Annotated in this window: 27 protein-coding genes and 1 pseudogene; 17 read left to right on the plus strand and 11 right to left on the minus strand. The window is 62.4% G+C overall.

The window, feature by feature from the left end; all coding sequences use genetic code 11:
* The first annotated feature begins 360 nt into the window (after positions 1–360).
* Positions 361–612, plus strand: coding sequence for a helix-turn-helix transcriptional regulator (locus tag ACX3P0_RS21505; RefSeq protein ID WP_459091749.1), 252 nt, complete (start codon positions 361–363; stop codon positions 610–612).
* Positions 613–1,255: 643 nt separating this feature from the next.
* Here ACX3P0_RS21505 and ACX3P0_RS21510 read toward each other — a convergent pair.
* From ACX3P0_RS21510 to ACX3P0_RS21525, 4 genes are all read right to left on the minus strand, one after another.
* On the minus strand, positions 1,256–1,948 hold the full coding sequence (locus ACX3P0_RS21510; RefSeq protein ID WP_459091751.1) for a citryl-CoA lyase: 693 nt from the start codon (positions 1,946–1,948) through the stop codon (positions 1,256–1,258).
* A gap of 18 nt (positions 1,949–1,966) precedes the next feature.
* A complete protein-coding gene (locus ACX3P0_RS21515; RefSeq protein WP_459091753.1) occupies positions 1,967–2,545 on the minus strand; it encodes an NADPH-dependent FMN reductase in 579 nt (192 codons plus the stop codon).
* Between the two features lie 215 nt (positions 2,546–2,760).
* The gene (locus tag ACX3P0_RS21520) at positions 2,761–3,561 is read right to left on the minus strand and encodes an IclR family transcriptional regulator domain-containing protein (RefSeq protein WP_459091755.1); all 801 of its coding nucleotides are present in this window, start codon (positions 3,559–3,561) and stop codon (positions 2,761–2,763) included.
* Between the two features lie 151 nt (positions 3,562–3,712).
* On the minus strand, positions 3,713–4,237 hold the full coding sequence (locus ACX3P0_RS21525) for an HXXEE domain-containing protein (RefSeq protein ID WP_459091757.1): 525 nt from the start codon (positions 4,235–4,237) through the stop codon (positions 3,713–3,715).
* 89 nt (positions 4,238–4,326) lie between these two features.
* Here ACX3P0_RS21525 and ACX3P0_RS21530 point away from each other — a divergent pair.
* Positions 4,327–4,566 (plus strand): annotated as a pseudogene (locus tag ACX3P0_RS21530) (IS3 family transposase); the annotation flags it as partial.
* 110 nt (positions 4,567–4,676) lie between these two features.
* On the opposite strand, the gene ACX3P0_RS21535 reads toward ACX3P0_RS21530, so the two are convergent.
* Positions 4,677–5,987: a hypothetical protein gene (locus ACX3P0_RS21535; protein ID WP_459091759.1), complete on the minus strand. Its 1,311-nt coding sequence runs from the start codon at positions 5,985–5,987 to the stop codon at positions 4,677–4,679.
* A 429-nt stretch (positions 5,988–6,416) separates the two neighbouring features.
* Here ACX3P0_RS21535 and ACX3P0_RS21540 point away from each other — a divergent pair, with 429 nt between their 5' ends.
* Entirely contained in the window at positions 6,417–6,995 is a 579-nt protein-coding gene (locus ACX3P0_RS21540; protein ID WP_459091760.1) for an IMPACT family protein, read from the plus strand.
* Positions 6,996–7,028: 33 nt separating this feature from the next.
* Here ACX3P0_RS21540 and ACX3P0_RS21545 read toward each other — a convergent pair whose 3' ends face one another.
* Together ACX3P0_RS21545 and ACX3P0_RS21550 are read right to left on the minus strand one after the other, a co-directional pair.
* A complete protein-coding gene (locus ACX3P0_RS21545) occupies positions 7,029–7,457 on the minus strand; it encodes an RrF2 family transcriptional regulator (protein WP_459080344.1) in 429 nt (142 codons plus the stop codon).
* An 84-nt stretch (positions 7,458–7,541) separates the two neighbouring features.
* Positions 7,542–7,994 (minus strand): hypothetical protein, encoded by a 453-nt coding sequence (locus ACX3P0_RS21550; RefSeq protein ID WP_459091762.1) that lies wholly within the window; start codon positions 7,992–7,994, stop codon positions 7,542–7,544.
* A gap of 71 nt (positions 7,995–8,065) precedes the next feature.
* Here ACX3P0_RS21550 and ACX3P0_RS21555 point away from each other — a divergent pair, with 71 nt between their 5' ends.
* From ACX3P0_RS21555 to ACX3P0_RS21580, 6 genes are all read left to right on the plus strand, one after another.
* Complete coding sequence (locus ACX3P0_RS21555; RefSeq protein WP_459091764.1) at positions 8,066–8,482, plus strand: DUF6522 family protein; 417 nt, start codon at positions 8,066–8,068, stop codon at positions 8,480–8,482.
* 44 nt (positions 8,483–8,526) lie between these two features.
* The gene (gene ilvD / locus ACX3P0_RS21560; protein ID WP_459091766.1) at positions 8,527–10,200 is read left to right on the plus strand and encodes a dihydroxy-acid dehydratase; all 1,674 of its coding nucleotides are present in this window, start codon (positions 8,527–8,529) and stop codon (positions 10,198–10,200) included.
* Positions 10,201–10,440: 240 nt separating this feature from the next.
* Entirely contained in the window at positions 10,441–10,683 is a 243-nt protein-coding gene (locus ACX3P0_RS21565; RefSeq protein ID WP_459091768.1) for a DUF2249 domain-containing protein, read from the plus strand.
* A gap of 101 nt (positions 10,684–10,784) precedes the next feature.
* Entirely contained in the window at positions 10,785–12,140 is a 1,356-nt protein-coding gene (locus ACX3P0_RS21570; RefSeq protein WP_459091770.1) for a hypothetical protein, read from the plus strand.
* A gap of 22 nt (positions 12,141–12,162) precedes the next feature.
* Positions 12,163–12,699, plus strand: a complete 537-nt coding sequence (locus tag ACX3P0_RS21575; RefSeq protein WP_459091772.1) for a DUF2249 domain-containing protein — start codon at positions 12,163–12,165, stop codon at positions 12,697–12,699.
* The gene (locus tag ACX3P0_RS21580) at positions 12,696–13,031 is read left to right on the plus strand and encodes a metal-sulfur cluster assembly factor (protein ID WP_459091774.1); all 336 of its coding nucleotides are present in this window, start codon (positions 12,696–12,698) and stop codon (positions 13,029–13,031) included. The genes ACX3P0_RS21575 and ACX3P0_RS21580 overlap by 4 nt, the downstream gene beginning before the upstream one ends.
* A 238-nt stretch (positions 13,032–13,269) precedes the next feature.
* Here the strand turns inward: ACX3P0_RS21580 and ACX3P0_RS21585 are convergent, their stop codons facing one another.
* Entirely contained in the window at positions 13,270–13,740 is a 471-nt protein-coding gene (locus ACX3P0_RS21585; protein WP_459091776.1) for a DUF302 domain-containing protein, read from the minus strand.
* 152 nt (positions 13,741–13,892) lie between these two features.
* Between ACX3P0_RS21585 and ACX3P0_RS21590 the strand changes: the two genes are divergently transcribed.
* On the plus strand, positions 13,893–14,834 hold the full coding sequence (locus ACX3P0_RS21590; protein ID WP_459091778.1) for an MBL fold metallo-hydrolase: 942 nt from the start codon (positions 13,893–13,895) through the stop codon (positions 14,832–14,834).
* 98 nt (positions 14,835–14,932) lie between these two features.
* Here ACX3P0_RS21590 and ACX3P0_RS21595 read toward each other — a convergent pair whose 3' ends face one another.
* From ACX3P0_RS21595 to ACX3P0_RS21605, 3 genes are all read right to left on the minus strand, one after another.
* Complete coding sequence (locus ACX3P0_RS21595) at positions 14,933–16,030, minus strand: YeeE/YedE family protein (RefSeq protein ID WP_459091780.1); 1,098 nt, start codon at positions 16,028–16,030, stop codon at positions 14,933–14,935.
* A gap of 86 nt (positions 16,031–16,116) precedes the next feature.
* Positions 16,117–16,509 (minus strand): ArsR/SmtB family transcription factor, encoded by a 393-nt coding sequence (locus ACX3P0_RS21600; RefSeq protein ID WP_459091782.1) that lies wholly within the window; start codon positions 16,507–16,509, stop codon positions 16,117–16,119.
* Positions 16,510–16,527: 18 nt separating this feature from the next.
* Positions 16,528–16,851 carry a thioredoxin domain-containing protein gene (locus ACX3P0_RS21605; RefSeq protein ID WP_459091902.1) on the minus strand — a complete coding sequence of 108 codons (324 nt, stop codon included), beginning with the start codon at positions 16,849–16,851 and terminating at the stop codon, positions 16,528–16,530.
* 153 nt (positions 16,852–17,004) lie between these two features.
* Between ACX3P0_RS21605 and ACX3P0_RS21610 the strand changes: the two genes are divergently transcribed.
* The 7 genes from ACX3P0_RS21610 to soxB all read left to right on the plus strand — a co-directional run bounded on the left by ACX3P0_RS21610 (position 17,005) and on the right by soxB (position 22,519).
* A complete protein-coding gene (locus ACX3P0_RS21610; protein ID WP_459091784.1) occupies positions 17,005–17,739 on the plus strand; it encodes a cytochrome c biogenesis CcdA family protein in 735 nt (244 codons plus the stop codon).
* Between the two features lie 9 nt (positions 17,740–17,748).
* The gene (locus tag ACX3P0_RS21615) at positions 17,749–18,333 is read left to right on the plus strand and encodes a SoxW family protein (RefSeq protein ID WP_459091786.1); all 585 of its coding nucleotides are present in this window, start codon (positions 17,749–17,751) and stop codon (positions 18,331–18,333) included.
* Between the two features lie 151 nt (positions 18,334–18,484).
* Positions 18,485–18,946, plus strand: coding sequence for a sulfur oxidation c-type cytochrome SoxX (gene soxX / locus ACX3P0_RS21620; RefSeq protein ID WP_459080358.1), 462 nt, complete (start codon positions 18,485–18,487; stop codon positions 18,944–18,946).
* Positions 18,947–18,969: 23 nt separating this feature from the next.
* Positions 18,970–19,425, plus strand: a complete 456-nt coding sequence (gene soxY, locus ACX3P0_RS21625; protein WP_459091788.1) for a thiosulfate oxidation carrier protein SoxY — start codon at positions 18,970–18,972, stop codon at positions 19,423–19,425.
* A 29-nt stretch (positions 19,426–19,454) separates the two neighbouring features.
* The gene (gene soxZ / locus ACX3P0_RS21630) at positions 19,455–19,781 is read left to right on the plus strand and encodes a thiosulfate oxidation carrier complex protein SoxZ (protein WP_459091790.1); all 327 of its coding nucleotides are present in this window, start codon (positions 19,455–19,457) and stop codon (positions 19,779–19,781) included.
* Between the two features lie 60 nt (positions 19,782–19,841).
* The gene (soxA, locus tag ACX3P0_RS21635) at positions 19,842–20,696 is read left to right on the plus strand and encodes a sulfur oxidation c-type cytochrome SoxA (RefSeq protein ID WP_459091792.1); all 855 of its coding nucleotides are present in this window, start codon (positions 19,842–19,844) and stop codon (positions 20,694–20,696) included.
* A 131-nt stretch (positions 20,697–20,827) separates the two neighbouring features.
* Positions 20,828–22,519 carry a thiosulfohydrolase SoxB gene (soxB, locus tag ACX3P0_RS21640; RefSeq protein ID WP_459091794.1) on the plus strand — a complete coding sequence of 564 codons (1,692 nt, stop codon included), beginning with the start codon at positions 20,828–20,830 and terminating at the stop codon, positions 22,517–22,519.
* The last annotated feature ends 25 nt before the right edge of the window (positions 22,520–22,544 follow it).

Here is a 22,544-nt window from a genome sequence, read left to right on the forward strand (position 1 = left end):
ATTGCCATCAGCGACCTCTTCGGGTGCAATCCCGCGATGGATGCGTTCCATGTCTGCCGACAGCGCCCTGACGCGTTCCATCTCGAACGCAAACATCGGATCGTTTTTTTTGTTCTGGGTGAACAGCAGCATCTGCAAGCTCCAGTCTCGGTCAGCAGGTTCAGAAACGAATCCTGTGGTCACGAAATCGATGCGACAGGCATATGGCGTCGCTCAGTTGGCGTCTAGACGCCTAAGCTGATTTTTATGGTGAGCGAGAAACGCTCGGGTCCGGGGTCCATTGTCATGCGAAGTCAACAATTGGGCGGCACTTGAAAGCGGCTGCTGGAATTCGAAAAGACTGCCGTATAAAGTCACCGGATGGATGCTTCCTACGAATTTCTACGCGCCGCCCGTGCCTTGCTTGGCATGACCAACGTCAATTTGGCGGAGAAGGCAGGCGTCAGTAAACGATCGCTTGTTCGCATCGAGGCCGGTGAGACGGTGCGGCCCGAAATACGGAAACGCGTTCAGGCGGTATTCGAGGAAGCAGGAATTACCTTCATACCCGATGACCGCGTGTCCGGACCGGGGATGCGCGTTTGGCGGGACATCATTCAGAAAGGAAACTGAGATTCTGACACGTCGATCGTGTAGTCACAGGCGCTGGCAACGACCAGTGAAGTAGGGATTATGCTCTGACACTGCCCGCAGGGGCCAGCTTGGTGAGGCGACTAGGCACCCTCCAAGACTTGGTTGAGAATCGGTGCTGCAAGGGCCGCTTTGTCCCGAGATATAGGGACTGTATATGCCGTAGCGCTGGGTGTGCCTCAAAGGGTTAGAAGACGAATAACGACGCTTCTGGAGAGGCGCCTTTCTTCGATCGCGCGCCAGCCAAAAGTTCGGATGCCCCCTGAGCCTGCCGACCGCGGGGTTCTGTCAGGCTTCCGGCCGCCGCTGGCCACCGAGAACACGCCGCAATTCGTGGCCTGCCGACCCAGATCGTAGTATGCTGGAAACAGTGCCCATCTGGGATACAGATTGGGTACGGTTCTGGGATACAGTCTCAAAATCTGTGGATACGTTAGTGAGGAAAAACAAAGGATTAGCAAAGGTATGGCGCCCGTAGACGGCGCCAACGACGCACGCTACCCGCTCCAGCTTGCTGCACAAGGCTTTGAGCCAGATCCGCAAACCGCTCCAAATAGACAGTTTTACAGCCGGTTTTGCCGAATCGGTTCCGTTTAGGTTCTGGCGAAGGGCAGTGCATGTCTGACTACGTGAAGCAGAGAATGGGTGAAATCCGCGCGGACCACGACAGCAAAGAGGGCGAGCGCATGGCTGCTAATAAGGCCGCTGTGAAGATCGAACGCCAACAAGCCGCGCGTAGGGAGATGTCGAGCGCGGCCATGTCTATTTTCTCCGAGCGAGCAACGCCGTCAAGATCGGCTTCTCCACGGATGTTCGGAAGCGGTTCGAAACCCTTCGAACGGCCTGTGCCCTTGTGCAGCGGATGGCCGAAGCCGGGAATGGCGCGCCGGTCGGCACGGTAGCGGCGAACGACGGTTGCCGCTGCTGCATCGATGCCGGCCTGCGAGGCGTCCTGCTCATCGACGATTTCCTGCAGCAGCACACCCGCCGATTCCGGCGCGCCCAGAATGACCGAGCCGCAGCCGAGCAGACCGGCGGCCACCGCCCCCTGCAGGGCTTCCGGGGCCGCCGCCAGCGTCATGCGAGCGGCCTGCACGCTCGGTACCATGCCGTGTTCGGCGATCGCCACCAGCGTGGCATCGAGCACGCGCCGCTGCACATCGGTCGGCATGGAGCCGGTGACGAGCAGCCACATATGCTCCGTGAACGAAATCGAGCCGATCAGATCCTCGACCAGATCGTGCCCTCGCACGATGATGGTCTCGGCGTTCGAGGTACAGATGGACTGGAAGGGAGCGTCCTGCTTGCCGATCTTCATGGGCTTTTCTCCCTACTGTCAGGCTTGCGCCGGTTCGGCAGTTTTGGCGTGATGGTGGATCCATCGGTGAAACTTCTGCATGTAGCCGTGCAGGAAGTCCCTGGTGGTGGCGTCGGTGATTTCGCCCTCCGGCGTGATCAGGTCCGGCGTAAGGGTGAGATAAACCTCCGGCTGACCCATGGTCGGCATGTCGAGATAGCCCAGGATCGCGCGCAGATGCTGCTGGGCCGCGACAGTCCCCAACCGCCCGGAGGATGCGCCGGCGATCGCCACCGGTTTGCCCGTCCAGGCATTGGCGCCGGCCGGCCGAGACAGCCAATCCAGGGCATTCTTCAGCATGGCGGTGATCGAACGGTTGTGCTCGGGCGTGACGATGAGCACGCCATCCACGGCGTCGATTTCCGTCCATAGCCTTCTTACCTGCGGCGGCAAGCCAGCTTCGAGCACATCCTGGTCGAACAACGGCAGATCATCGATCCGGGGCACGGTGAAGGAAAGCTCTTCGCCCGCAAGGTGCGTCATCGCAGCCGCAAGGCTCCGGTTCAGCGAGCCAGGCCTAGCACTGCCCACCAGCACGGCGACGCGCAACTTCCTCACGGCCAATCATCCTCCCTGTCCATGCCCGGTCGTGCTTTTCGCTCGATCTTCTCGGCATATTTATTTCGCTAAGCGAATTTAATTTCGGAAGATGACTATAGCGCCGGCAAGCTGTCAAGCCCCACCGGGAGACTTTTGCGAATCCGCAAACGTGCGGGCTCCGGCCCACAGGGGACCGGAGCCCGCGAAGGCTCAAGGCTGTCTAAAGTGGAAAATCAGTGGGGGAGGAGGGAGTGCAGCAACGCCGGATAGCGCATCATCAGGCCGGAAATGCGCGAAGCGGCCACCTGCATTTCGGCCAGCCGATCTCTCAGCAGATCCTCCGGCTTCAATCTCGGGGAATAGCCGGACGTATTGATGGCGGCGACGACACGCCCCGTGCTGTCCTTGACCGGCACGGCCAGGGCGGTAATGCCGTAGTCGAGCTGATCCACCGTGATCGAATAACCCTTGGCGCGCACATCGGAGAGCGTCGCGCGCAATGCCTTAGGATCGGTGACCGTCACGTCGGTCAGCGAACGCAGCTCGACGCCGGCGAAATAGGCATCGATCTCGCCCGCCGGCAGATAGGCCAGCAGCACCCGTCCCATCGACGTCGCATAGGCCGGATAGGTCACGCCGACGCTTGCCATGCGCCGCGCCGCACGCGCTTCCGACAGATGAGCGATATAGAGCACGTTCGGCCCGTCGAGCACGCCGACATTGGCCGCATCGCCGAACAGCTCGGTGATGCGGAACAATTCGGGCATGATGGTTTCATCGACGCGCATGGCCTTAAGGTAAGCCGAGCCCAGCGTCAGGATCCGGGGTGCCAGCAGGAAATGCTTGTTGTTGCGCCGCACGAAGCCCAGCGCCTCCAGCGTATGCAGATTGCGCCGCACGGTGGCCGGCGCCATGTCGACCTTACGCGCCAGTTCCGTCAGCGTCATTTCCGGATTCTGGTCATCGAACGCCTCAATGACCGCAAGCCCCCGCGCCAGCGCTTCCACATATTCGGCGTTTTTCTCTTCGGCCATAGGTGATCCGACATCTTGAGCTACGACAAGGAACCAATCGTGTCCCTGATTCCTGCCGCAGGACATTGTAACTGCGACATGACCGATTGAACAATATTTCGTCTAGCGAATGCAAGCCTTCAGACCCACCGCCCGATTGAAGGCCCCAGGGTCATGTCTGGATGGCACCGCACCGAATGCGCTCAGGGCCCTCACTCACCGAAGAAATTGCATGCACCGCAATGCCGACGGCAAGGCCGATGATGTGTTCTGCTGTCGTTGGCACTCTTGATGCCTCGATGCGCCACCATGCATAGCCGCTAAACGGCAAGAACAGGACGACGGCCGTGATGAGGCCGGGATTATAGCTGCGGGAGTGGATGGCGCTGGCTACACGGACAACGGCGTTGATCAGCATGAGGTAGACCGCGATCAGGCCTAACCCAAGATCGACACCCCAGGCCAGATAAATGACGACGACATCCAAAACCCAAACCGCGCCGATGTTAATGACGAAGACGGCAGCCGGCGTGAGCACCTCCTCGCCGTGCCCGACCATGCGGTTGACATAGAGCCGGAAGCGGTCGCCATCATGTTCCTCGTACTGATGCAGCATATAGATCGGCAGCAGCAGGAAGATGGCGGTGAAAGGCGGACTCCAACCGTTGGCGAGGAGCGGCGTCAGCGCCAGGATCATGATGCCGGCAAGAAAGCCACCGTCCAGTACGTGAATAACCGTCCCATGATCAGCCCCTCTTCCAAGATAGTAATTACTGCATGGTCCCGGCCGCACGGTTCACCGACGAGAAGCGCACCTTCGTGTCGGAAGCCAGCGTTTACCGGCTTCTCAAGGCCCACGACCTGATCACCAGCCCGGCTTATTTGCTGATCAAGACGGCCGATGCGTTCCACGCCAAGACTACGCGGACAAACGAGATGTGGCAGACAGGCTTCACCTGCTTCAAGATCATTGGCTGGGGCTGGATGTACTTGTCCACCGTGCCCTGGAAGCTGTGCAGCACGATGACCGGGCGATCCGCACCTTGTCGGAATGACCGGGGTGCGGTTGCGCCAAGGCACAGGTCTTTATTGCCGATGGGGGCTTCCGGCTCGAAGGCTCGCCGGAAGCGCGCCGATCATTTTGAAACGGCAACCAGTGCTTTTTGTCGGCTCCGGCCCGGCCTTGCGCCGTCACCGTTCAGCCGGCTTGGTTCCGCCAGTGCCTTGATCTTCTTTTCCTGGCGCTCACGGCCATATGACGTGATCCCGATCACGCTCGAGGTTCGGGGACCATCTTCGCGGCCGTCTTTCGGCTGCCTGGAGGCTATCTGGCCGTTTGCGCACGCCAACTGCGCTTCTGCCACGCCCGTCGCCGCCACCGCACTTCCGAGTTGCTGTTTCAACGCGGCGACCTCGCCGGCCTCCGCGATGCTCCTCCTGACTGCGGTTTCGAGCTTGGCCTTCATGACTTCGGCCTCCGCCCTGAAGCGCTCGTTCGTAGCTACATGGCGGTTCTGTACTTCTTCGAGATCGGCTTCCAGGGTCATCATGCGCTCCTGGCCTTCAGCCAACCGCACCTGGGAAATTTCGGACTGCTTCTGCAGGCGCCGACATTCCTTCTCGGTGTTGTCGTGGCGCATGCGCAAATCCGCCATTTCGGCTGCTTCGGCTTTACGAATCGCGGCGGTTTCGCTGAGTTTCATCTCGAGTTCGGAATAATGCTGCTCGACCGCCGCCAGGCTGATTTGCTGGTTCACGCATTTCTGGCGCAGCAACTCGTTTTCGCGGGCATAGCGGTCGACCGTGGTTGTCTTTGTGGCGAGTTCGTAGATGAGTGTCGTCTTCTCGCTGTCTGCCTGCGCAAGTGCGTCGCGTATCTCAACGGCTTCGATCTGGGATCGGCCGAGCGCAATTTTCACGTCGTCATAGTCCTTGATCAGGAGCTCTATCCGGCGCTTGCTGGCTTCCTCCGCGCTTTCCAACTGGCTTTGCGCGTGTTTTGCCTGTTCGAGTTGTTCCGACAGGCGACGATTTTCGCTCGAAAAGGCGTCGTTCGCCTCTTCGAAATCATTCGCCCTGAGAACGCCTGACCGCAGGCTGCCGAGAAGGCGGTTCGCTGTCACGTGAGCGGCCCCTATGGCGGCCAGCGTCGTGTCGAGGACTTCCAGGCCTGAGGCGGAAGCGCGCATCTCACCCTCGAAAGCGGCAAGTGCGGCAAGGCTGGCCTGGGTGATGGAGGTATGTTTTGGTTCAGTCGGGGCTGCATCCGTCACGTCGTCTCCAGCCGGTTCCAGATCGGGAATGCGTTCCCAGTCACCGGGCAGTTCTTCCGTAACATTATCCTCCAGTACATCTTCCAGCTCGTCTTCGAAGCTGGCAAATTCCATCTCTGGAACTCGAATTTCTTCGTGGGATACCGTGGCTTTGTATTTCGTCATGCCGAACATGCAACTGCCTCCGCTCTACTCAATTAACGGGAGCTTTCATCACGTCTCTCGTCGAACTGTTTACGTTGTGTAAAGCATGTAATCTTTATTTCACAGGGATGTTTAATGTCGTAGTTAATATGATCGTTCAAATTTATGCTATTTTTCCTAAATCTGAAAATTAGTCTTGGCGAGCAAGGTCCATTCTCCTCCTACTCGTGAATTCAGCAAGGCTACGGGGTGCCTCACAGGCACACTTTGCCGGGCACGCGCGAGATCGGCGCAGATTGTCCCGTGGCATGACCGATGCGGTCGGGGCCGGACGAGTCATCGACCTGGCGCAGACAGACTCGGTGGACTTCTATCGCTTCCGGCGGAAGACTTCTATCTAGCCATAAAGCGTTCTACCTACACTGTTGGTATATGCCCTCATGGGATGAAAGGGGCGTCATGTTCACCATTGAGGCGCTTGCGACGTTCAGGCAAGAGGTCAAGAAAAGCCGGTTCCTGGCGGTTGCCGGACCTGTGTCGAGCGAAGAGGCCGCAAAGCAGTTCGTGGCCGCACACTCGGATTCTGCCGCGAACCACAATTGCTGGGCATGGCGTGTCGGCCAGAACTACCGCTTCAGCGATGACGGAGAGCCAGGAGGCACCGCTGGCAAGCCCATTTTGCAGGCGCTGGACGGTCAGTCGCTCGACAATCTCGCCGTCGTGGTCACGCGCTGGTTCGGAGGCATCCTGCTCGGTAGCGGCGGGCTCATGCGCGCCTATGGTGGAACCGCTGCGGCTTGCCTGCGGGCCGCCCAAAAAATCCCGATCGTCGTGACCGTCGACACGTCGTTCATGTGTGGATTTTCCGATCTGGCAATGGTCCAGGCACGGCTATCGACCTTGCCCGATGTCCGGATCCTATCCGAGAATTTCGTCGCGAGCGGCGCGGAACTGGCGGTTGCGCTCCCCGAAGCCGAGGCCTCGTCCATCGTAAAAATGATCGTCGATCTTACCAGCGGTCGCGCACGGGTCTTGTAGGGCACCAGACTTCGCGGCCAATCGACAGTCGGGCTATGCCGCCGGCAAAATGCCGAACTCTTCAGGACTGAGCATGAGGTCCGCCAGCGTATAGCGGTCGACCGTGGCCGTGAAGGCCGCGAGCGCCTCCGAAAGAACGCCGCGCAGGCGGCAGCGCGGCGAGATGAGGCAGCGGTCGTCGCTGCGGAAACATTCGACCAGCGCGAAATCCGGCTCGGTCGCCCGCAAGACGTCGCCCAGGCAAATCCTCTCCGGCGCCATCGCCAAAGTAAGGCCGCCAGAGCGGCCGCGCACTGCCCTCAAAAAGCCCCCGCGCGTCAATTGATTGGCGACCTTCATCAAGTGGGCGCGCGAAATTCCGTAGAGTTTCGCAGTCTCCTCGATCGTGACCAGCCTGTCGCCCCGTGCGCCGGCATACATCAGCAGACGCAGCGCGTAGTCTGAAAAATCGGTCAATCGCATCTTGAATTCCTTGGCAACGGGTGCTGCTCGACAATAGACCATAGCCAATAACGGCAGGTCGCGCTCCGATCAAACATGCCTCGCTCAACGCGCAAGGCGGCGCGCCGCCGCTGCAGCCAGCACGCAAAGCACCGCCAGCTTGACGATTTGCAGCGCGATATAGACGACATGCAAGCTGGATTCGGGCGGCTGCTGCCCGGTGATGATCAAGCCGACGCGCTGGTCGAGAACCGGCAGCAGCCAAATCGTTTCGACCACGACCATGGCGGCCACGACGACCGCGACGGCAAGCGAAAGCCATGCTCTTGGCCCGCTCACGACAAGAGCAAGCAACAGGATGGCCAGCGCCCATTCGACCTTGTTGAAGACGCCGAAGGTTTGACGTCCGACGTCGAGCGCAACGGCGAGCGACAGGCTCGGCGCCAGGAATTTCGCCGGCGTCGCCAGGAACGAGACGCCGAGCAGGAGACCGATCCACAGCATGGCCACCACCAATTCGAGCACCAAACGACCGCGCTTGTCGACCCGATCCGCCATTGCAATTTCCTTGCCGATAATAATATGTATATTAAATATACCTTTTTATGGAGGCACGCAAGGAACCCTCGATGGCCGGAGCGCGGTTGCCGACGATTGTCGAGGTCTTACAGGAGGATAAAACGATGGCACCGAACGTTCGCCTGAAAACGGTCGAGGACGCTAGCCCGATGCCGTCGCCAGTAACTGCTGCACCCGGCGCGACGATAGAATTCGCCACCGAAGACATCGTCGTGGACGCGACGCTTGTCGCAAGCCTGCTGAAACTTGCCCCGCAGGATGTTCCCGAACTGATGCGGAGCAAGGCCATCACGTCGATCTGCGAACGCGGCATCGACGACCATGAAGGCGAATACCGCCTGAGCTTTTTCTTTCAAAATCGCCGCGCACGCCTCACAATCGACGGCAAGGGCAATGTCCTTCGTCGCTCGGTCATCGATTTCGGCGATGTGGCCCTGCCCCGGCAATTGCACAGCGTGGGTAGCTGAGCGGCCTGGCCGGTTCATGCCCTGACGCAAAACGAGGATCCGTCATGCCTTTCAACGAACGTTCCAAACACATCACGCAAGGCGTGGCACGCTCGCCCAACCGGGCTATGTATTACGCGCTCGGCTACGAAGAGGCCGATTTCGACAAGCCGATGATCGGCATCGCCAACGGCCACTCCACCATCACGCCGTGCAATGCCGGCCTGCAGCCGCTTGCCGACGCGGCTATCGCCGCCATCAGGGACGCGGGCGCGAACCCGCAGGTGTTCGGCACGCCGACCATTTCCGACGGCATGTCGATGGGCACCGAAGGCATGAAATATTCGCTGGTGTCGCGCGAGGTAATCGCCGACTGCGTCGAGCTTTCAGTGCAGGGCCAGTGGATGGACGGGGTGCTGGTGCTGGGCGGCTGCGACAAGAACATGCCGGGCGGCATGATCGGCATGTTGCGCGCCAACGCGCCGGCGATCTACGTCTATGGCGGCACCATCAAGCCCGGCCGCTGGAAGGGGCAGGACCTGTCCATCGTCTCGTCGTTCGAGGCGGTCGGCGCGTTCATGGCCGGCACGATGAGCAAGGAGGATTTCGATGGCATCGAGCGCAACGCCTGTCCCTCCACCGGCTCGTGCGGCGGCATGTATACCGCCAACACGATGAGTTCCTCGTTCGAGGCGCTCGGCATGTCGCTCATGTATTCCTCGACCATGGCCAGCCCCGACCATGAGAAGCTCGAAAGTGCCGCCGAATCCGGCCGCGTACTGGTCGAGGCGGTGAAGAAGAACATCAAGCCGCTCGACATCGTCACCCGCGAAAGCATCGAGAATGCGGTGGCGCTGATCATGGCGATCGGCGGCTCGACCAACGCAGTGCTGCATTATCTCGCCATCGCGCATGCCGCCGAAATCGAATGGACGCTGGACGATTTCGAGCGCGTGCGCCGCAAGGTGCCGGTGTTGTGCGACCTGAAGCCTTCCGGACACTATATGGCGGTCGACCTGCACCAGGCCGGCGGCATCCCGCAGGTGTTGAAGCTTCTGCTCAATGCCGGCCTGCTGCACGGCGGCTGCCTGACCATCACCGGCCGGACGCTCGCCGAGGAACTGGCCGATGTGCCCGACGCACTGCGCGCGGATCAGCATGTCATCAAGCCGATCTCGGAAGCGCTATACCGCGAAGGCCATCTCGCCATCCTGAAAGGCAACCTTGCCAAGGATGGCGCGGTCGCCAAGATCACCGGCCTGAAAAACCCGGTGATCACCGGCCCGGCGCGCGTCTTCGACGACGAGCAATCGGCGATGGAAGCGATCCTTGCCGACAGGATCAGGCCGGGCGACGTGGTGGTGCTGCGCTATCTCGGGCCGAAAGGCGGACCGGGCATGCCGGAGATGCTCGCCCCGACTTCCGCGCTGGTCGGGCGCGGCCTCGGCGAAAGCGTCGGCCTCATCACCGACGGGCGCTTTTCCGGCGGCACCTGGGGCATGGTGGTCGGCCATGTCGCGCCGGAGGCCTATGAGGGCGGCACGATAGCGCTGGTCGAGGAGGGCGACCCGATCACCATCGACGCGCACAGGCTCCTGCTGCAACTGGACGTAGACGAAGCCGAGATCGCCCGCCGGCGGGCGGCATGGGTGCAGCCGGAACCGCGCTACAAACGAGGGGTTCTGGCCAAATTTTCCGCGCTGGCTCGCCCGGCCAACGAGGGCGCCATCACCGGCTAGGCCCACCCTGCCCGACGGCCGGACCGGCCTCTATCTTCCGGACCGCGCCGTACTATTTTCAGGCAGGACAGTCGCTTCTCTTAAAACATACATTGACGATACCTCTTTTGAGGCGTAGACAAAATCACCAGCCACCGGCTGGCCCTGTAGGGCTTTTTCCAACGTCCTTTCTCGTGTGGGTATCCAGTCTGGACCTCACTTACGAAGAATTCTGGCCGACCAAAATCAAGGAGCGAACTCATGTCCGATGTCACCGAGACCGTTGTCGATGTGCGCATGCTGGTACCGGCGCAGCGCCACGCCAAGATCTTCCAGCTCGTCGACGACCTCGCGGCGGGCGCGTCTTTCACTCTGGTGAACGACCACGATCCGAAGCCGCTTTACTATCAGCTTGAGGCCGAGCATCCGAAGCAGTTCTCATGGACCTACCTGGAGAGCGGTCCGCAGGTGTGGCGGGTCGCGATAGGCAAGCTCGCCGCCTGAAAGCGCCGCCGAGCGGGCGCGCCGAAACGGCGGCGCACGCCCAGCAGCTCCGATTGCCGAATGTCGATCGGTCCCAAGCCTCAACCCAAGGAGAATTTCCGTTGAACGGCGTCTCGCTGTCCCGCTGGACAATGTCTTACTTCGCCGCGGCGGTCGTTTCTCTCATCGCCGCCTTGAGCCTGATGGCGGCGGGTTATGGTTTCCCCCACACGCCCATCGACGCGCCCGAAACGCTCGTCGTCGTGCACCTTGTCGCGATCGGCTGGTTGAGCCTGCTCATGTGCGGTGCGATGTTCCAGTTCGTGCCGGTCCTGATCGCCCGTCCGCTCATCCACGACCGACTTCCCCTGCCGGCGCTCGCCTGCCTGCTGTGCGGGCTTGCCGCGCTGCTCTGCGGCTTTCTGTGGCTCGGCGGAACGATCGATACGACGCTGCCCCTGTTTCCCATCGCCGCGGTTCTGCTGGGGTGCGGTTTCGCGCTCGTCTTGTGGAGCCTCGCGCATACGCTGATAGTGGCCCGGCCGCTGCCCTTGCCGGCGCGGTTCGTCGGCATCGCGCTGGTCAGCGTAGCGCTGACGGCTGCCCTTGGCATCGTCTTTGCACTGGTACGCGGCGGCATGCCGCTTGCACCGCACATGGTCGATCTTGCCGTAGCGGGCGTGCCGGTTCACGCAATAGCCGGCCTTGGCGGCTGGCTCACTTTCGCGGCGATGGGCGTCAGCTACCGCCTGCTTGCCATGTTCATGCTCGCGCCGGAACTTGACCGGCGGGGCAGCCGCGCGGCGCTTCATCTTGGAACAGGCGCGCTCGCCATCGCCATTCTTGGCGCAATTGCCGCCATTTGCCTCGGCTGGGACCGCAATGCCTTCCTGCTTGTCGCCGGCGTGCCAGCGCTCGGGGCGTTGGCGCTCTATGGCCGGGATATGCTCAGCCTCTATCGCCAGCGCAGGCGGCGCGTCATCGAGCTGAACGCCTGGATGGCCGTGCTGGCTTTCGCTTCGCTTGGCCTTGCTGTCCTGCTCGCAATCGCCCTGCTGGTTCTGAACAGCCTTCAACAACAGGTGGGCGCGCTCGTCTTCCTGATCGCTTTCGGCTGGCTGTCGGGGCTGGGGCTGGCCAAGCTCTACAAGATCATACCGTTCATGACCTGGCTGGAATGCTACGGGCCGATCCTCGGTAAGAAGCCGACGCCGCGCGTGCAGGACCTTGTGGTGGAGAAGCGGGCGCGAAAGTGGTTCTACCTGTATTTCCTGGCCGTCTGGCTCGGCACCATTGCCCTTCTGTGTGGGCAGTTGCTGGCGTTCCAGCTTGCCGTTGGCGTTATTCTGGTCGCCGTGCTGGGGATCGCCGTGCAATTCGTGCGCGCCCGCATACTCGCCGACGTGAAGGCGGAAAGCCGTCTGGCCAACGAGGCGCCCAGGCCGGCGCTGCTGTATTCCTTTGCAAGCAAACCATGATGTGAAAGAGGATGACGCAACCATGACGACGACATTCGTGGATCTCGATGTCCGCCCCGCGCTGAAGGCGGGCGAAGAACCTTTCGGCCAGATCATGGCGGCGGCCTCGGCGCTTTCGCCCGGTCAAGGTCTGCGGCTTCTGGCGACATTCAAGCCGGTGCCGCTGTTTCAGGTGCTGGGCTCCAAGGGCTTTTCGCATGAATCGCGGGAGATCGGCGGCGGGGATTGGGAAGTCCTGTTCACGCCCACAAATCAGACCAAGCCAGCCGACACACCACCGGTTTCCGCCGAAGCTTCCGATAGCGGCCATTGGCCCGAACCCGCCCGCCACGTCGACAACCGGGATCTCGACCCGCCTGAGCCGATGGTGCGCATCCTGGCGGCGGTCGAGGCGATGAAACAGGGCGAAGTCTTGTCGGCGCTGTTGTGTCGCGAGCCGATCTTCTTGCTGCCCGAACTCGCCAAGCGCGGCCATGAATGGCGCGGCGGTTTCGAACCCGACGCGACGAGCTACAAGCTTCTTGTCCGGATCGGGCGGGCGGAGGCGGTGGCCAAATGACCGTTGAGGCAACCGACTTCCTCACCGACCAGATCAGGGAGGCGCTGCGCCTGGTGATCGACCCCGAGCTTGGCGACAACATCATCGAACTGGGGCTGGTCTACTATGTCGCGGTGCAGGATGGCGGCGTCGCCAACATCGTCATGACGACGACCACGCGGGGATGCCCGGCGACCGAGTACCTCAAGAACGGCGCGCGCGAAGGCGCATGGACAATCCCGGGGGTTGAATTCGTCGACGTGACCCTGACCTACGAGCCGCCCTGGACACCGCAGATGATGACGTCGGCCGCGCGGCGGCGGCTCGACATCGCGGATGGTGATGACCGATGAGTTGCGGCATAAGTGGACACGCCGACACGGCCACTCGAGATCGCCAGCGAACCCCGTCGCCGATATCCTGCTTGAAAGTGTCGCGGCTCTGGCGGCCAGCGGGGATATCGACCGCGCTTGCCGCCTTGCCGGCCGTGCCTATGTCGCCTTGCGGCTGAGCGAGCCGTGGACAGCCCGTCGCTTCGACGTTCTGTTGCACCGGTTGACGCGCATGTCTGACAAAGCATGAGCGTCCATTCTACTGGCCTGCCCCTTCCTTGACGATGTCGTCCAGCAGGTCGTTGACTTGGTCGCGGCCGTCGCCCTTGGGCAGGCGGCGGAAACCGACCACGACCGTGCCGGGCTTGGCTTGCGCCTCATAGGCGAAGACGATGTAGGGACAAAAGGCGATGTTGCCGATATCGGCCTCCATCACCGCGCGCGAGACCACCGCCGAACAGAACTGCATGAACTCGGCGTTCTTGTAGAGCGCCTTGGCCGCGCCGACATCGCCGGCAGTGCGCTTCAGCATCTCGCCGATATGGCCGTGATAATCGACATTGTAGCCGCGATTGATGATGGCGTCCTGAATGTCCGCCGTCACATCGGCGAAGGGGACGTCCGTCTCATAGGTCGTGACCAGTTCATCGGCATTGGCAGCACCGGCAAGTCCGAGCAACGAACCGGCAAACACGGCGGCGGCAAGGGCCGCGATCCTCAGTCTGGTCATTTCGTCCTCCCTAAGCGCTGCCCGGCTTGCTTTCGGCGCGGGTCTTGCGATTATACATAGAAGAGTCGCTATGTTTAGGCATAATATCGATGCGCCGGCTTTTTGGGGCGTTGCGGTGCGGAGCCGGCCGAATAGAGCGCAGAGGAACGCCGATGGAAAACCGTCAGACGCAATTCAGGGCCGCTTTCGGGCGCAGGGACGTGTTCAAGCTGGCGGGCGCGGCGGCCGCATCGCTGGCATTTGCCGGCCGGGCGCTGGCCGTCGGCCGGCTGACGCTGGGCGACGCGGAAATCGTCACCGTCAATGACGGCACGCTGACCTTGCCGATGAGCTATTCCTATGGCGACGCGCCGCAACCCGAACTTGTCCGCCTGCTTGCCGACAACGCCATGCCGACCGACACCCTGCGGCCGGACTGCAATGTGACGATCCTGAAACGCGGCAACCGTCTCGCCGTCTTCGACGCCGGCTCCGGGCCGAATTTCATGGCGACTGCCGGCCGGCTCGTCGCCAATCTCGCCGAGGCGGGAATAGACCCGGCCGCCGTCACCGACGTCGTCTTCACCCATGCGCATCCAGACCATATTTGGGGCGTGACCGACGATTTCGACGAACTGGTTTTCGCCAATGCAAGCTATCACATCGGCCAGGAGGAACATGATTTCTGGTCATCGCCGGATGCGCTGCAGGCGGTTCCCGCCGACCGGCAAAGCTTTGTCGTCGGCGCCCAGTCTCGCTTCGAGGCGATCCGCGACCGGCTGACTTTTTTGAAGGCCGGGGCCGAGGTTCTGCCCGGCGTCGAGGCTGTCTCGACGCCCGGCCACACACCCGGCCATATGAGTTATATCGTTCATTCGGGGGCCGATCAGCTCGTGGTGGTCGGCGACGTGATCACCCAATCGATCGTCTCGTTCGCGCATCCCGAATGGCCGGCCGGCGCCGACCAGGACCCGACACTCGCGATCGAAACACGAAAGGCGCTGCTCGACCGGCTGGCCGGCGACCGCTCGCGCGTCGTCGGCTACCATTTCCCGCATCCGGCGACAGGCATGGTGGAACGCGGCGGCGGCGCTTACCGGTTTGTCGCGGGTTAAAGCATGCCTCCCGAAAGTGGGAACCGGTTTCGGGGTAAAGACATGCGAGAAAACAAGGACCTGAAGCTCGGCAAGAATTTGAAAAATCTCGACGGGCTTCAGGAATTCCTGAACCGCGCCGCCAGGCCGCCGAAGGCGGCGAAGGGCGAGCCTTCCAGCAGATAGGCGAGGCCCATGCGCGCGCCGAGCACGATGGAGGCCATGGCGAGCGGCGCGGAGATAGCCAGTACCGACACGGCGCTGATGCCCTGGCCGATGGTGCAGCCCATGGCGAAGATGCCGCCCGCGCCCATCAGGAAACCGCCGACCAGATGGCGGCCGAGTTCGCGGGCGTCGTCGCAGGCTTCCCAGCGGATGTCGCGGCGGCGCCACGCGCAGAGCGCCGCGCCGAGAATGACGCCGGCGACGAGGCCGACTCCATAGTCGGGCAGAACGCCGGTGAAAGTGATTATTTGCAGGATGGAATCGCCGACCGGGGCGACGAAGGAGGCCGATTCGATCTGCACCGGAGCGAAGGAATGGCGGCTCGCCAGCGTCGTCGCCAGCCAGCCGAAGGCGACCACCAGGCCGATTGCCGTTCCGGTGGCGATCAGGCCCGACCGGGCGCGGTAGGAGCGCGCCGCAAACACCCATGCCAGCATCGCCGCGGCGACCACTGCTGCGACCGCCAGGCGCATGTCGACGCCGGCAAGGCTCGACAGGATTGCCCCGAGCGACTGGTCGCCGGCGAAGGAAAGGTCGGCCGCCAGACGGTCGACGATTTCGACCCGTCCCTGCGCGACGAGACCGCGCTGCGCCGAAAGCGCCGACAGGCCGAGAACGGCCAGCACCACCAGCGAGCGCAGGCTGCCGCCCCCAAGCCGCACCAGCGCGCCGAAGCCGCATGTGCCCGCCAGCGCCATGCCGAACCCGAAGCCGAGGCCGCCGATGATCGCGCCTGTCCAGGCAAGGTTTGGCGACAGATAGAAGCTGGCATGGGTGTCGGCGAGGCCGGCAAGTTGCAGCGCTTGGGTCGCTACAAGCGCGACCGCCGCCGCAAGCACCCAGGTGCGCACGCCCGAACTGTCGCCGGCGTGCCAGTGCCGCTCCAGCGCGCTCATGGTGCAAAAGTGCTGCCAGCGCGCGACGAAGCCCATGCAAGTGCCGGCCAGAAGCCCGGCGAGCGGGAGGAACCAAGACGAGGCGACGAATTCCATGGCTTCCTCCCCCTTGCGTCCTAAAGCCCGTCGCGATTTTTCATAGTCGCTTGCCGCGCTTTTGGTCCTTGTTTTCTCGACATACTCTAGCCCTGTTCGCCGCGCACGGGCGCGCAAAATAGTTGGTAGAGCGACCCGATGATGGCCGAAACCTCCGCGCCGGCGATCGAATAGTAGATCACCCTGCCGTCGCGCCTGGTCTTGACCAGGCCGTCGAAGCGCAGCCTGGCCAATTGCTGCGACACCGCCGCCTGCGGCAGGCGCATGATGTTTTCGAGATCCGTGACCGATTTTTCGCCCTCCGACAGGATGCACAGGATGAGCAGCCTGCTTTCATGCGACAGCGCCTTCAAAAGGTCGCTGGCCTTGCGCGCCTGCGCCAACAGGAGGTCGAATTCCTCTTGAGACTGGTCGGGACTGAGTTTTGGCAGATTCAGCATGGCGCGGCCAACCTTCGAGTAGAAATCGTGTCGGTCCATGACGGCATCGTCAGCGGCCTATCCATTGCCTGGCGGCAGCTTGGCGAGCATCTCGTCGACAAGATACCAGAAGAACTGGTCGCCCGGATAGCCTCTGAGGCGGGCGACCTCCCTGCCCTCGTCCAGCAGGATGAAGGTGGGCGTGAAACGTTCGGCCGAAATACCCGCAAGATCCTCCGGCCAGGGGGCTGTGATGTCGACGCGCCGCAGCGGCGCGCGCATCCCTTCCGGCGTGTTCGGCCAGGTCGGCGCTATTTCGGCGTCGAAACGCGCGCACCACGGGCAGCCGGGCTGGACCAGCATGAGCATTTCGGCCGCGCCGGCGATGCCCGGCAGGGCCATGAAAGCGAACCAGCAGATGACAAGTTTGAGTGCGCGCACGGCAGGGAACCAGTTTGTCGATTGCAATATATAGTCATTTCTGAATATCTTGGTAGCCCATTGCAGTGCGCGCTTGAGATATGGGGAAAGCGCGCCGGACCGCGGGGAAGAAAAATGCTCGACGTCACCATTGGCGGCGCCTTCCTGGCCGGTCTGCTGTCCTTCGTATCGCCTTGCGTGCTGCCGATCGTGCCGCCCTATCTGGCATGGCTGGCGGGGGTAAGCTTCGACCAGCTCAAGGCCGACAAGCAGGCCTCTGCGCAGCGGCAAAAGATTCTGCTTTCCGCGCTGGCCTTCGTGCTAGGCTTCACCACGGTCTTCGTCGCGCTGGGTGCAACCGCAAGCTTCGTCGGCAAGGCGGTCGCGCAGTATTTCGATACGCTGTCGATCATCGCCGGCGTCGTCCTCATCGTCATGGGGCTGCATTTCATGGGCGTGTTCCGTATCGCGCTGCTGTTTCGCGAGGCGAGGGTCCAGGTCGCACGCAAGCCGGTCGGATTGGTGGGCGCCTATGTCGTGGGCCTTGCCTTCGCTTTCGGCTGGACGCCGTGCGTCGGGCCGGTGCTGGCGGCGATCCTGTTCGTGGCGGGTTCAGCCGGCACGGCGGCCAAGGGCGCGCTGCTGCTCGCCGTCTATTCGCTCGGCATCGGGATCCCGTTCCTTCTGGCAGCCGCCTTCGCCGGCCCGTTCCTGCGCTGGGCGACCGGGTTCAGGCCCCATATGGAGATGGTCGAGAAGGCGATGGGCGGGCTTTTGGTGATAACCGGCATCCTGTTCGTGACCGGAAAGATGTCTGTGATATCCTACTGGCTGCTCGAAACATTCCCCATATTCCAGTCGATCGGATAGGATTTCGTCATGCTCAAAGCCGCATTCGCCCTTCTCGCGCTCCTGATCGTCGGCACCGCCCCGGCCTTTGCCGAAACGGGCGACGACGGCCTGCACAAGGAGGACTGGTTCAGCCTGACCTTCCGCGACGTGGGCGAAGACATCGCGCAGGCGAAGTCGCAGGGCAAGCGGCTCGCCATCATCATCGAACAGCGCGGTTGCATCTATTGCCGGCAGATGCACGAAAAGCTGTTGAGCGATCCGGAGGTGCGCGACTACATCAAGGCCAACTACATGGTCGTGCAATACAACATGTTCGGCGACGAGGAGGTCACCGACACGGACGGCGCGGTGCTGACCGAAAAGACGGCCACGCGCAAATGGGGCTATCTGTTCACGCCGACCATCGTGTTCCTGCCCGAGGACGCGCCGCAAGACAAGTCGGTCGCGCAGGCGGCGGTTGCGGTCATGCCCGGCGCCTTCGGCAAATGGACCTTCCTCGACATGTTCAAATGGGTGCGCGAGAAGGGCTATGAGACAGACGAGCCGTTCCAGATCTATCACGCGCGCCACATCGCCGAGGCACGCGCCGCCGGCAAGCTGGACGCGGAATAGCCTTCCGCCGGCCCGGTCGTTCGGCATATATGCAGAAATTCATATTTTTCGATTGACCTTTCCCGGTCGGCGTTTATCTTGCGAACCGGAGGGATGGAACCGCGCGCGGTTCCGCAAAAATATTGAACGCGACATGGGAGGGACTGCCGTTATGCAAGCGGGGAAGGTTATTGTCGTCGCAGCGACCCTGTCGATGCTGGCGGGCGCGGCCTGGGCCGCCGACGCGGCACCGAACGACGTGAAGTTCGTCGACAATGCGGTTTCTCAGTCGCTGACCGGTAAGCCCGGCGACGCCGCCAAGGGCGCGGAAGTTCTCGTCAGCCGCAAACTCGGCAACTGCCTCGCCTGCCACCAGGTAAGCGCGCTGAACAAGGAACTCTTTCACGGCGATCTCGGTCCGTCCCTGGACGGTGCGGGAAGTCGCTGGAAGCCGGAAGAACTTCGCGCCATCGTCACCGATTCCAAGCATGTGTTCGGCCCCGATACGGTGATGCCGGGCTTCTATTCGCTCAATGTCGGCGTGAACGTTAGCAAGGATCTCGTCGGCAAGACCATTTTGACCGCCGAGCAGGTCGAGGACGTGGTCGCCTATGTGGCGACGTTGAAGGACTAGCGCGGCAAGCGCGGGAGACGGACATGAATTTGAACAGACGGCAGGCATTGGCGGTTTCGGCGGGCGCGGCGGCGTTCGTCCTCGCGGGCGCGCGGCTCGATCCCGCCAGCGCGACGCCCGAGGCCACAGCCAAGGCGATCGCCGACTTCGCAGGCGGCAAGACGCCGGAAACAGGCAAGCTCACGCTTACCGCGCCGGAAATCGCGGAGAACGGCAACACGGTGCCGATCTCGGTCAGCGTCGACAGCGCGATGAGCGGCGGCGACATGGTGCAGTCGGTCATCATCCTGGCCGAAGGCAATCCCAATCCGGCAGTCGCGACATTCAACTTTACCGCCATGAGCGGGGCCGCGGAGGCGACGACGCGCATGCGGCTGGCCAAGACGCAGAACGTGATCGCCGTCGCCAGGATGGCCGACGGCTCCGTCTACATGGACAAGAAGGAAGTCAAGGTCACCATCGGCGGCTGCGGCGGCTGACGGCGGCAAGATTTTAGGAGCATTGACAAATGGCAACACCCAAACCGCGCGTCAAGGTGCCGAAAACGGCGAAGGCGGATGAGATCATCGTCATCAAGACGCTGATCAGCCACACGATGGAATCCGGTCAGCGCAAGGACAAGGACGGCAAGGTGATCCCGCGTGAGATCATCAACAAGTTCAGTTGCGAGTTCAACGGAACGCCGGTGTTTTCCTGCGACATAGACCCCGCCGTCTCGGCCAACCCGTATTTCGAGTTCAAGGCAAAGGTAACGGAGAGCGGCACGTTCAAGTTCACCTGGGTGGACGACAACGGCTCGATCTACACCGACGAGCAGAAGATCGAAGTGAGCTGAGACGGCAGCACCGGCCGACTGCCGGAGCGGGTTGACAGGGAACTGGGGAGGGAAGGCAAGTTGAACAAGACAGTGCTGGCAATCGCGGCCGCGGCGATATTCACGACCGGCCTTGTCGCCGTCGCCTATTCCGATCCGGTCGACGATCAATTGGTCATCGACGGCAAGGAGATGATCACCAAGACGAAGGCGCCGGAGGGCTATCCGATCGACACCGTCTATTCCGGCTGGCTGTTCCGCGAAGCCGAGACTCGCGCGCTGGAGGCCGATTCCTTCGCCAACCCCGGCATGCTCTATGTCGAGCGCGGGCAGGATATCTGGAACACGGTGGACGGAACCATGGGCAAGTCCTGCGCGTCCTGCCACAATGACGCCGCCGAGACGATGAAGGACATCGCCGCGCACTACCCGAAGTGGGACGACGATGCCAAGCGGCCGGTCAATATCGAGCTGCAGATCGACAAGTGCCGCACCGAGCACATGGGCGCCGAAGCCTACAAGTTCGACACCGCCGACCAGAAGGCGCTGACCACCTTCATCAAATACCAGTCTCTCGGCACGCCGATGTCGGTCGACCTCAAGCAGGGCGACATGCAGAGTTGGTGGGACAAGGGCAAAACCGAATACTACACCCGCACCGGTCAGTTGAACCTCGCCTGCGCCTCCTGCCATGAGGCCAGCATGGGCAAGCACATCCGCGCCGACCATCTGAGCCAGGGCCAGGCCAACGGTTTCCCGACCTATCGGCTCAAGCAGGCCGACATGGTGTCGCTGCACAACCGCCTGCGCGGCTGCATTCGCGACACGCGCGCCGAAATGCCCAAGGCGTTCTCGGACGAGTTGATGGCGCTGGAGGTCTATGTGACCTGGCGCGGCACGGGCTTGTCGGTGGAAACGCCGGCGGTGAGGCAGTAGCTCTCCCCTGCCCGCGAAAGTTCACGCTGCCCCCCTCATCCGTCACTGGGTGACACCCTCTCCCCGCAAACGGGGAGTGGGGAAGGCGTTGTTTACCCCGCGCCATACCCTTAAATCGACAAGGAAGCCCCATGTTCTCACGCCGCGAATTCCTGATGGCCGCGACCGCGCTTTCGGCGATCGCCGGGCCGGGGCTGGTCGGCCGCTGGTCGCGCGCGGCCGCAGCACAAGCGCTGAAGGAAAGCGACCTGCTCGACTTCGAGCCGATGGGCAATGTCACGCTTGTCCACATCACCGACATCCATGCGCAACTCATGCCTATCTATTTCCGCGAGCCGTCGACCAATCTCGGCGTCGGCGCGGTGGCCGGCCTGCCGCCGCATGTCACCGGCGCGGATTTTCTAAAACTCTACAATATTGAACCGGGTAGCCCGCACGCCTATGCGCTGACCTCCGAGGACTTTTCGGCGCTGGCCAAGACCTACGGCAAGATGGGCGGGCTGGACCGCATCGCCGCGATTGTCAAGCGCATCCGCGCCGAGCGCGGCGACAAGGTGCTGCTGCTCGACGGCGGAGACACCTGGCAAGGCAGCTACACCTCGCTCCAGACCAAGGGGCAAGACATGGTGGACGCCTTCAACGCGCTCGCCCCCGACGCCATGACCGGCCACTGGGAATTCACCTACGGCACGGACCGGGTGAAGGAGATCGTGGACGGCCTGCCGTTCTCCTTCCTCGGCGGCAACATCTTCGACACCGAATGGGACGAACCGGCCTTCGACGCCATCAAGATGTTCGAGAAAAGCGGGGTGAAGATCGCCGTCATCGGCCAGGCATTCCCCTATACGCCGATCGCCAATCCGCGCTGGATGTTCCCCAACTGGTCGTTCGGCATCCGCGAGGAGGAGGTGGCGAAGAACGTCGCGGCGGCGCGCAAGCAGGGGGCCGACCTCGTCGTGCTGCTGTCGCACAACGGCTTCGACGTGGACCGCTCGCTGGCCGCGCGCGTCGAGGGCATCGACGTGATCCTGACCGGCCACACGCATGATGCGCTGCCCGAGCCTGTGCTGGTCGGCAAGACGCTGCTGATCGCCTCCGGATCGCACGGCAAGTTCATTACCCGCCTCGATCTCGACGTGCAGGACGGCGCGGTGAAGGGCTTCCGCCACCGCCTGATCCCGGTGTTTTCCGACGTGATCGCACCTGACGCCGACATGACAAAACTGGTCACGGATCTGCGTGCGCCTTACGCGGTGGAACTCAAGCGCGAGCTGGCCACCACCGAGGCGCTGCTTTACCGGCGCGGCAATTTCAATGGCACCTTCGACGACCTGATCTGCGCAGCGCTCATGGAAGTGCGCGAGGCCGACATCGCGCTCTCGCCCGGCTTCCGCTGGGGCACGTCGGTGCTGCCGGGCGAAACGATCACGGTGGAGGACCTCTACAATGCCTGCGGCATGACCTATCCGGCCGCCTACCGCTCGGCCATGACCGGCGCGACGCTGAAGACCATTATGGAAGACGTCGCCGACAACCTCTTCAACAAGGACCCCTATTACCAGCAGGGCGGCGATATGGTGCGCGTCGGCGGCATGGGCTACGCGATCGACCCGAACGGCGAGATGGGCGGCCGCATCTCCGACATGACGCTGTTGAAGACTGGCGAGGCGATCGACCCCGCGAAGGAATACCAGGTGGCCGGCTGGGCCTCGGTCAACGAGGAAACGCAAGGCCCGCCGATCTGGGACGTGGTGGAGCAGTACCTGACGCGCCATCCCACCGTCCAACTCGAAGAAAACCGGTCGGTAAAAGTGGCCGGCTGAGCCGCTGCAACCGGTAGACAGCGCA

The organism is Mesorhizobium sp. A556, assembly GCF_054489545.1.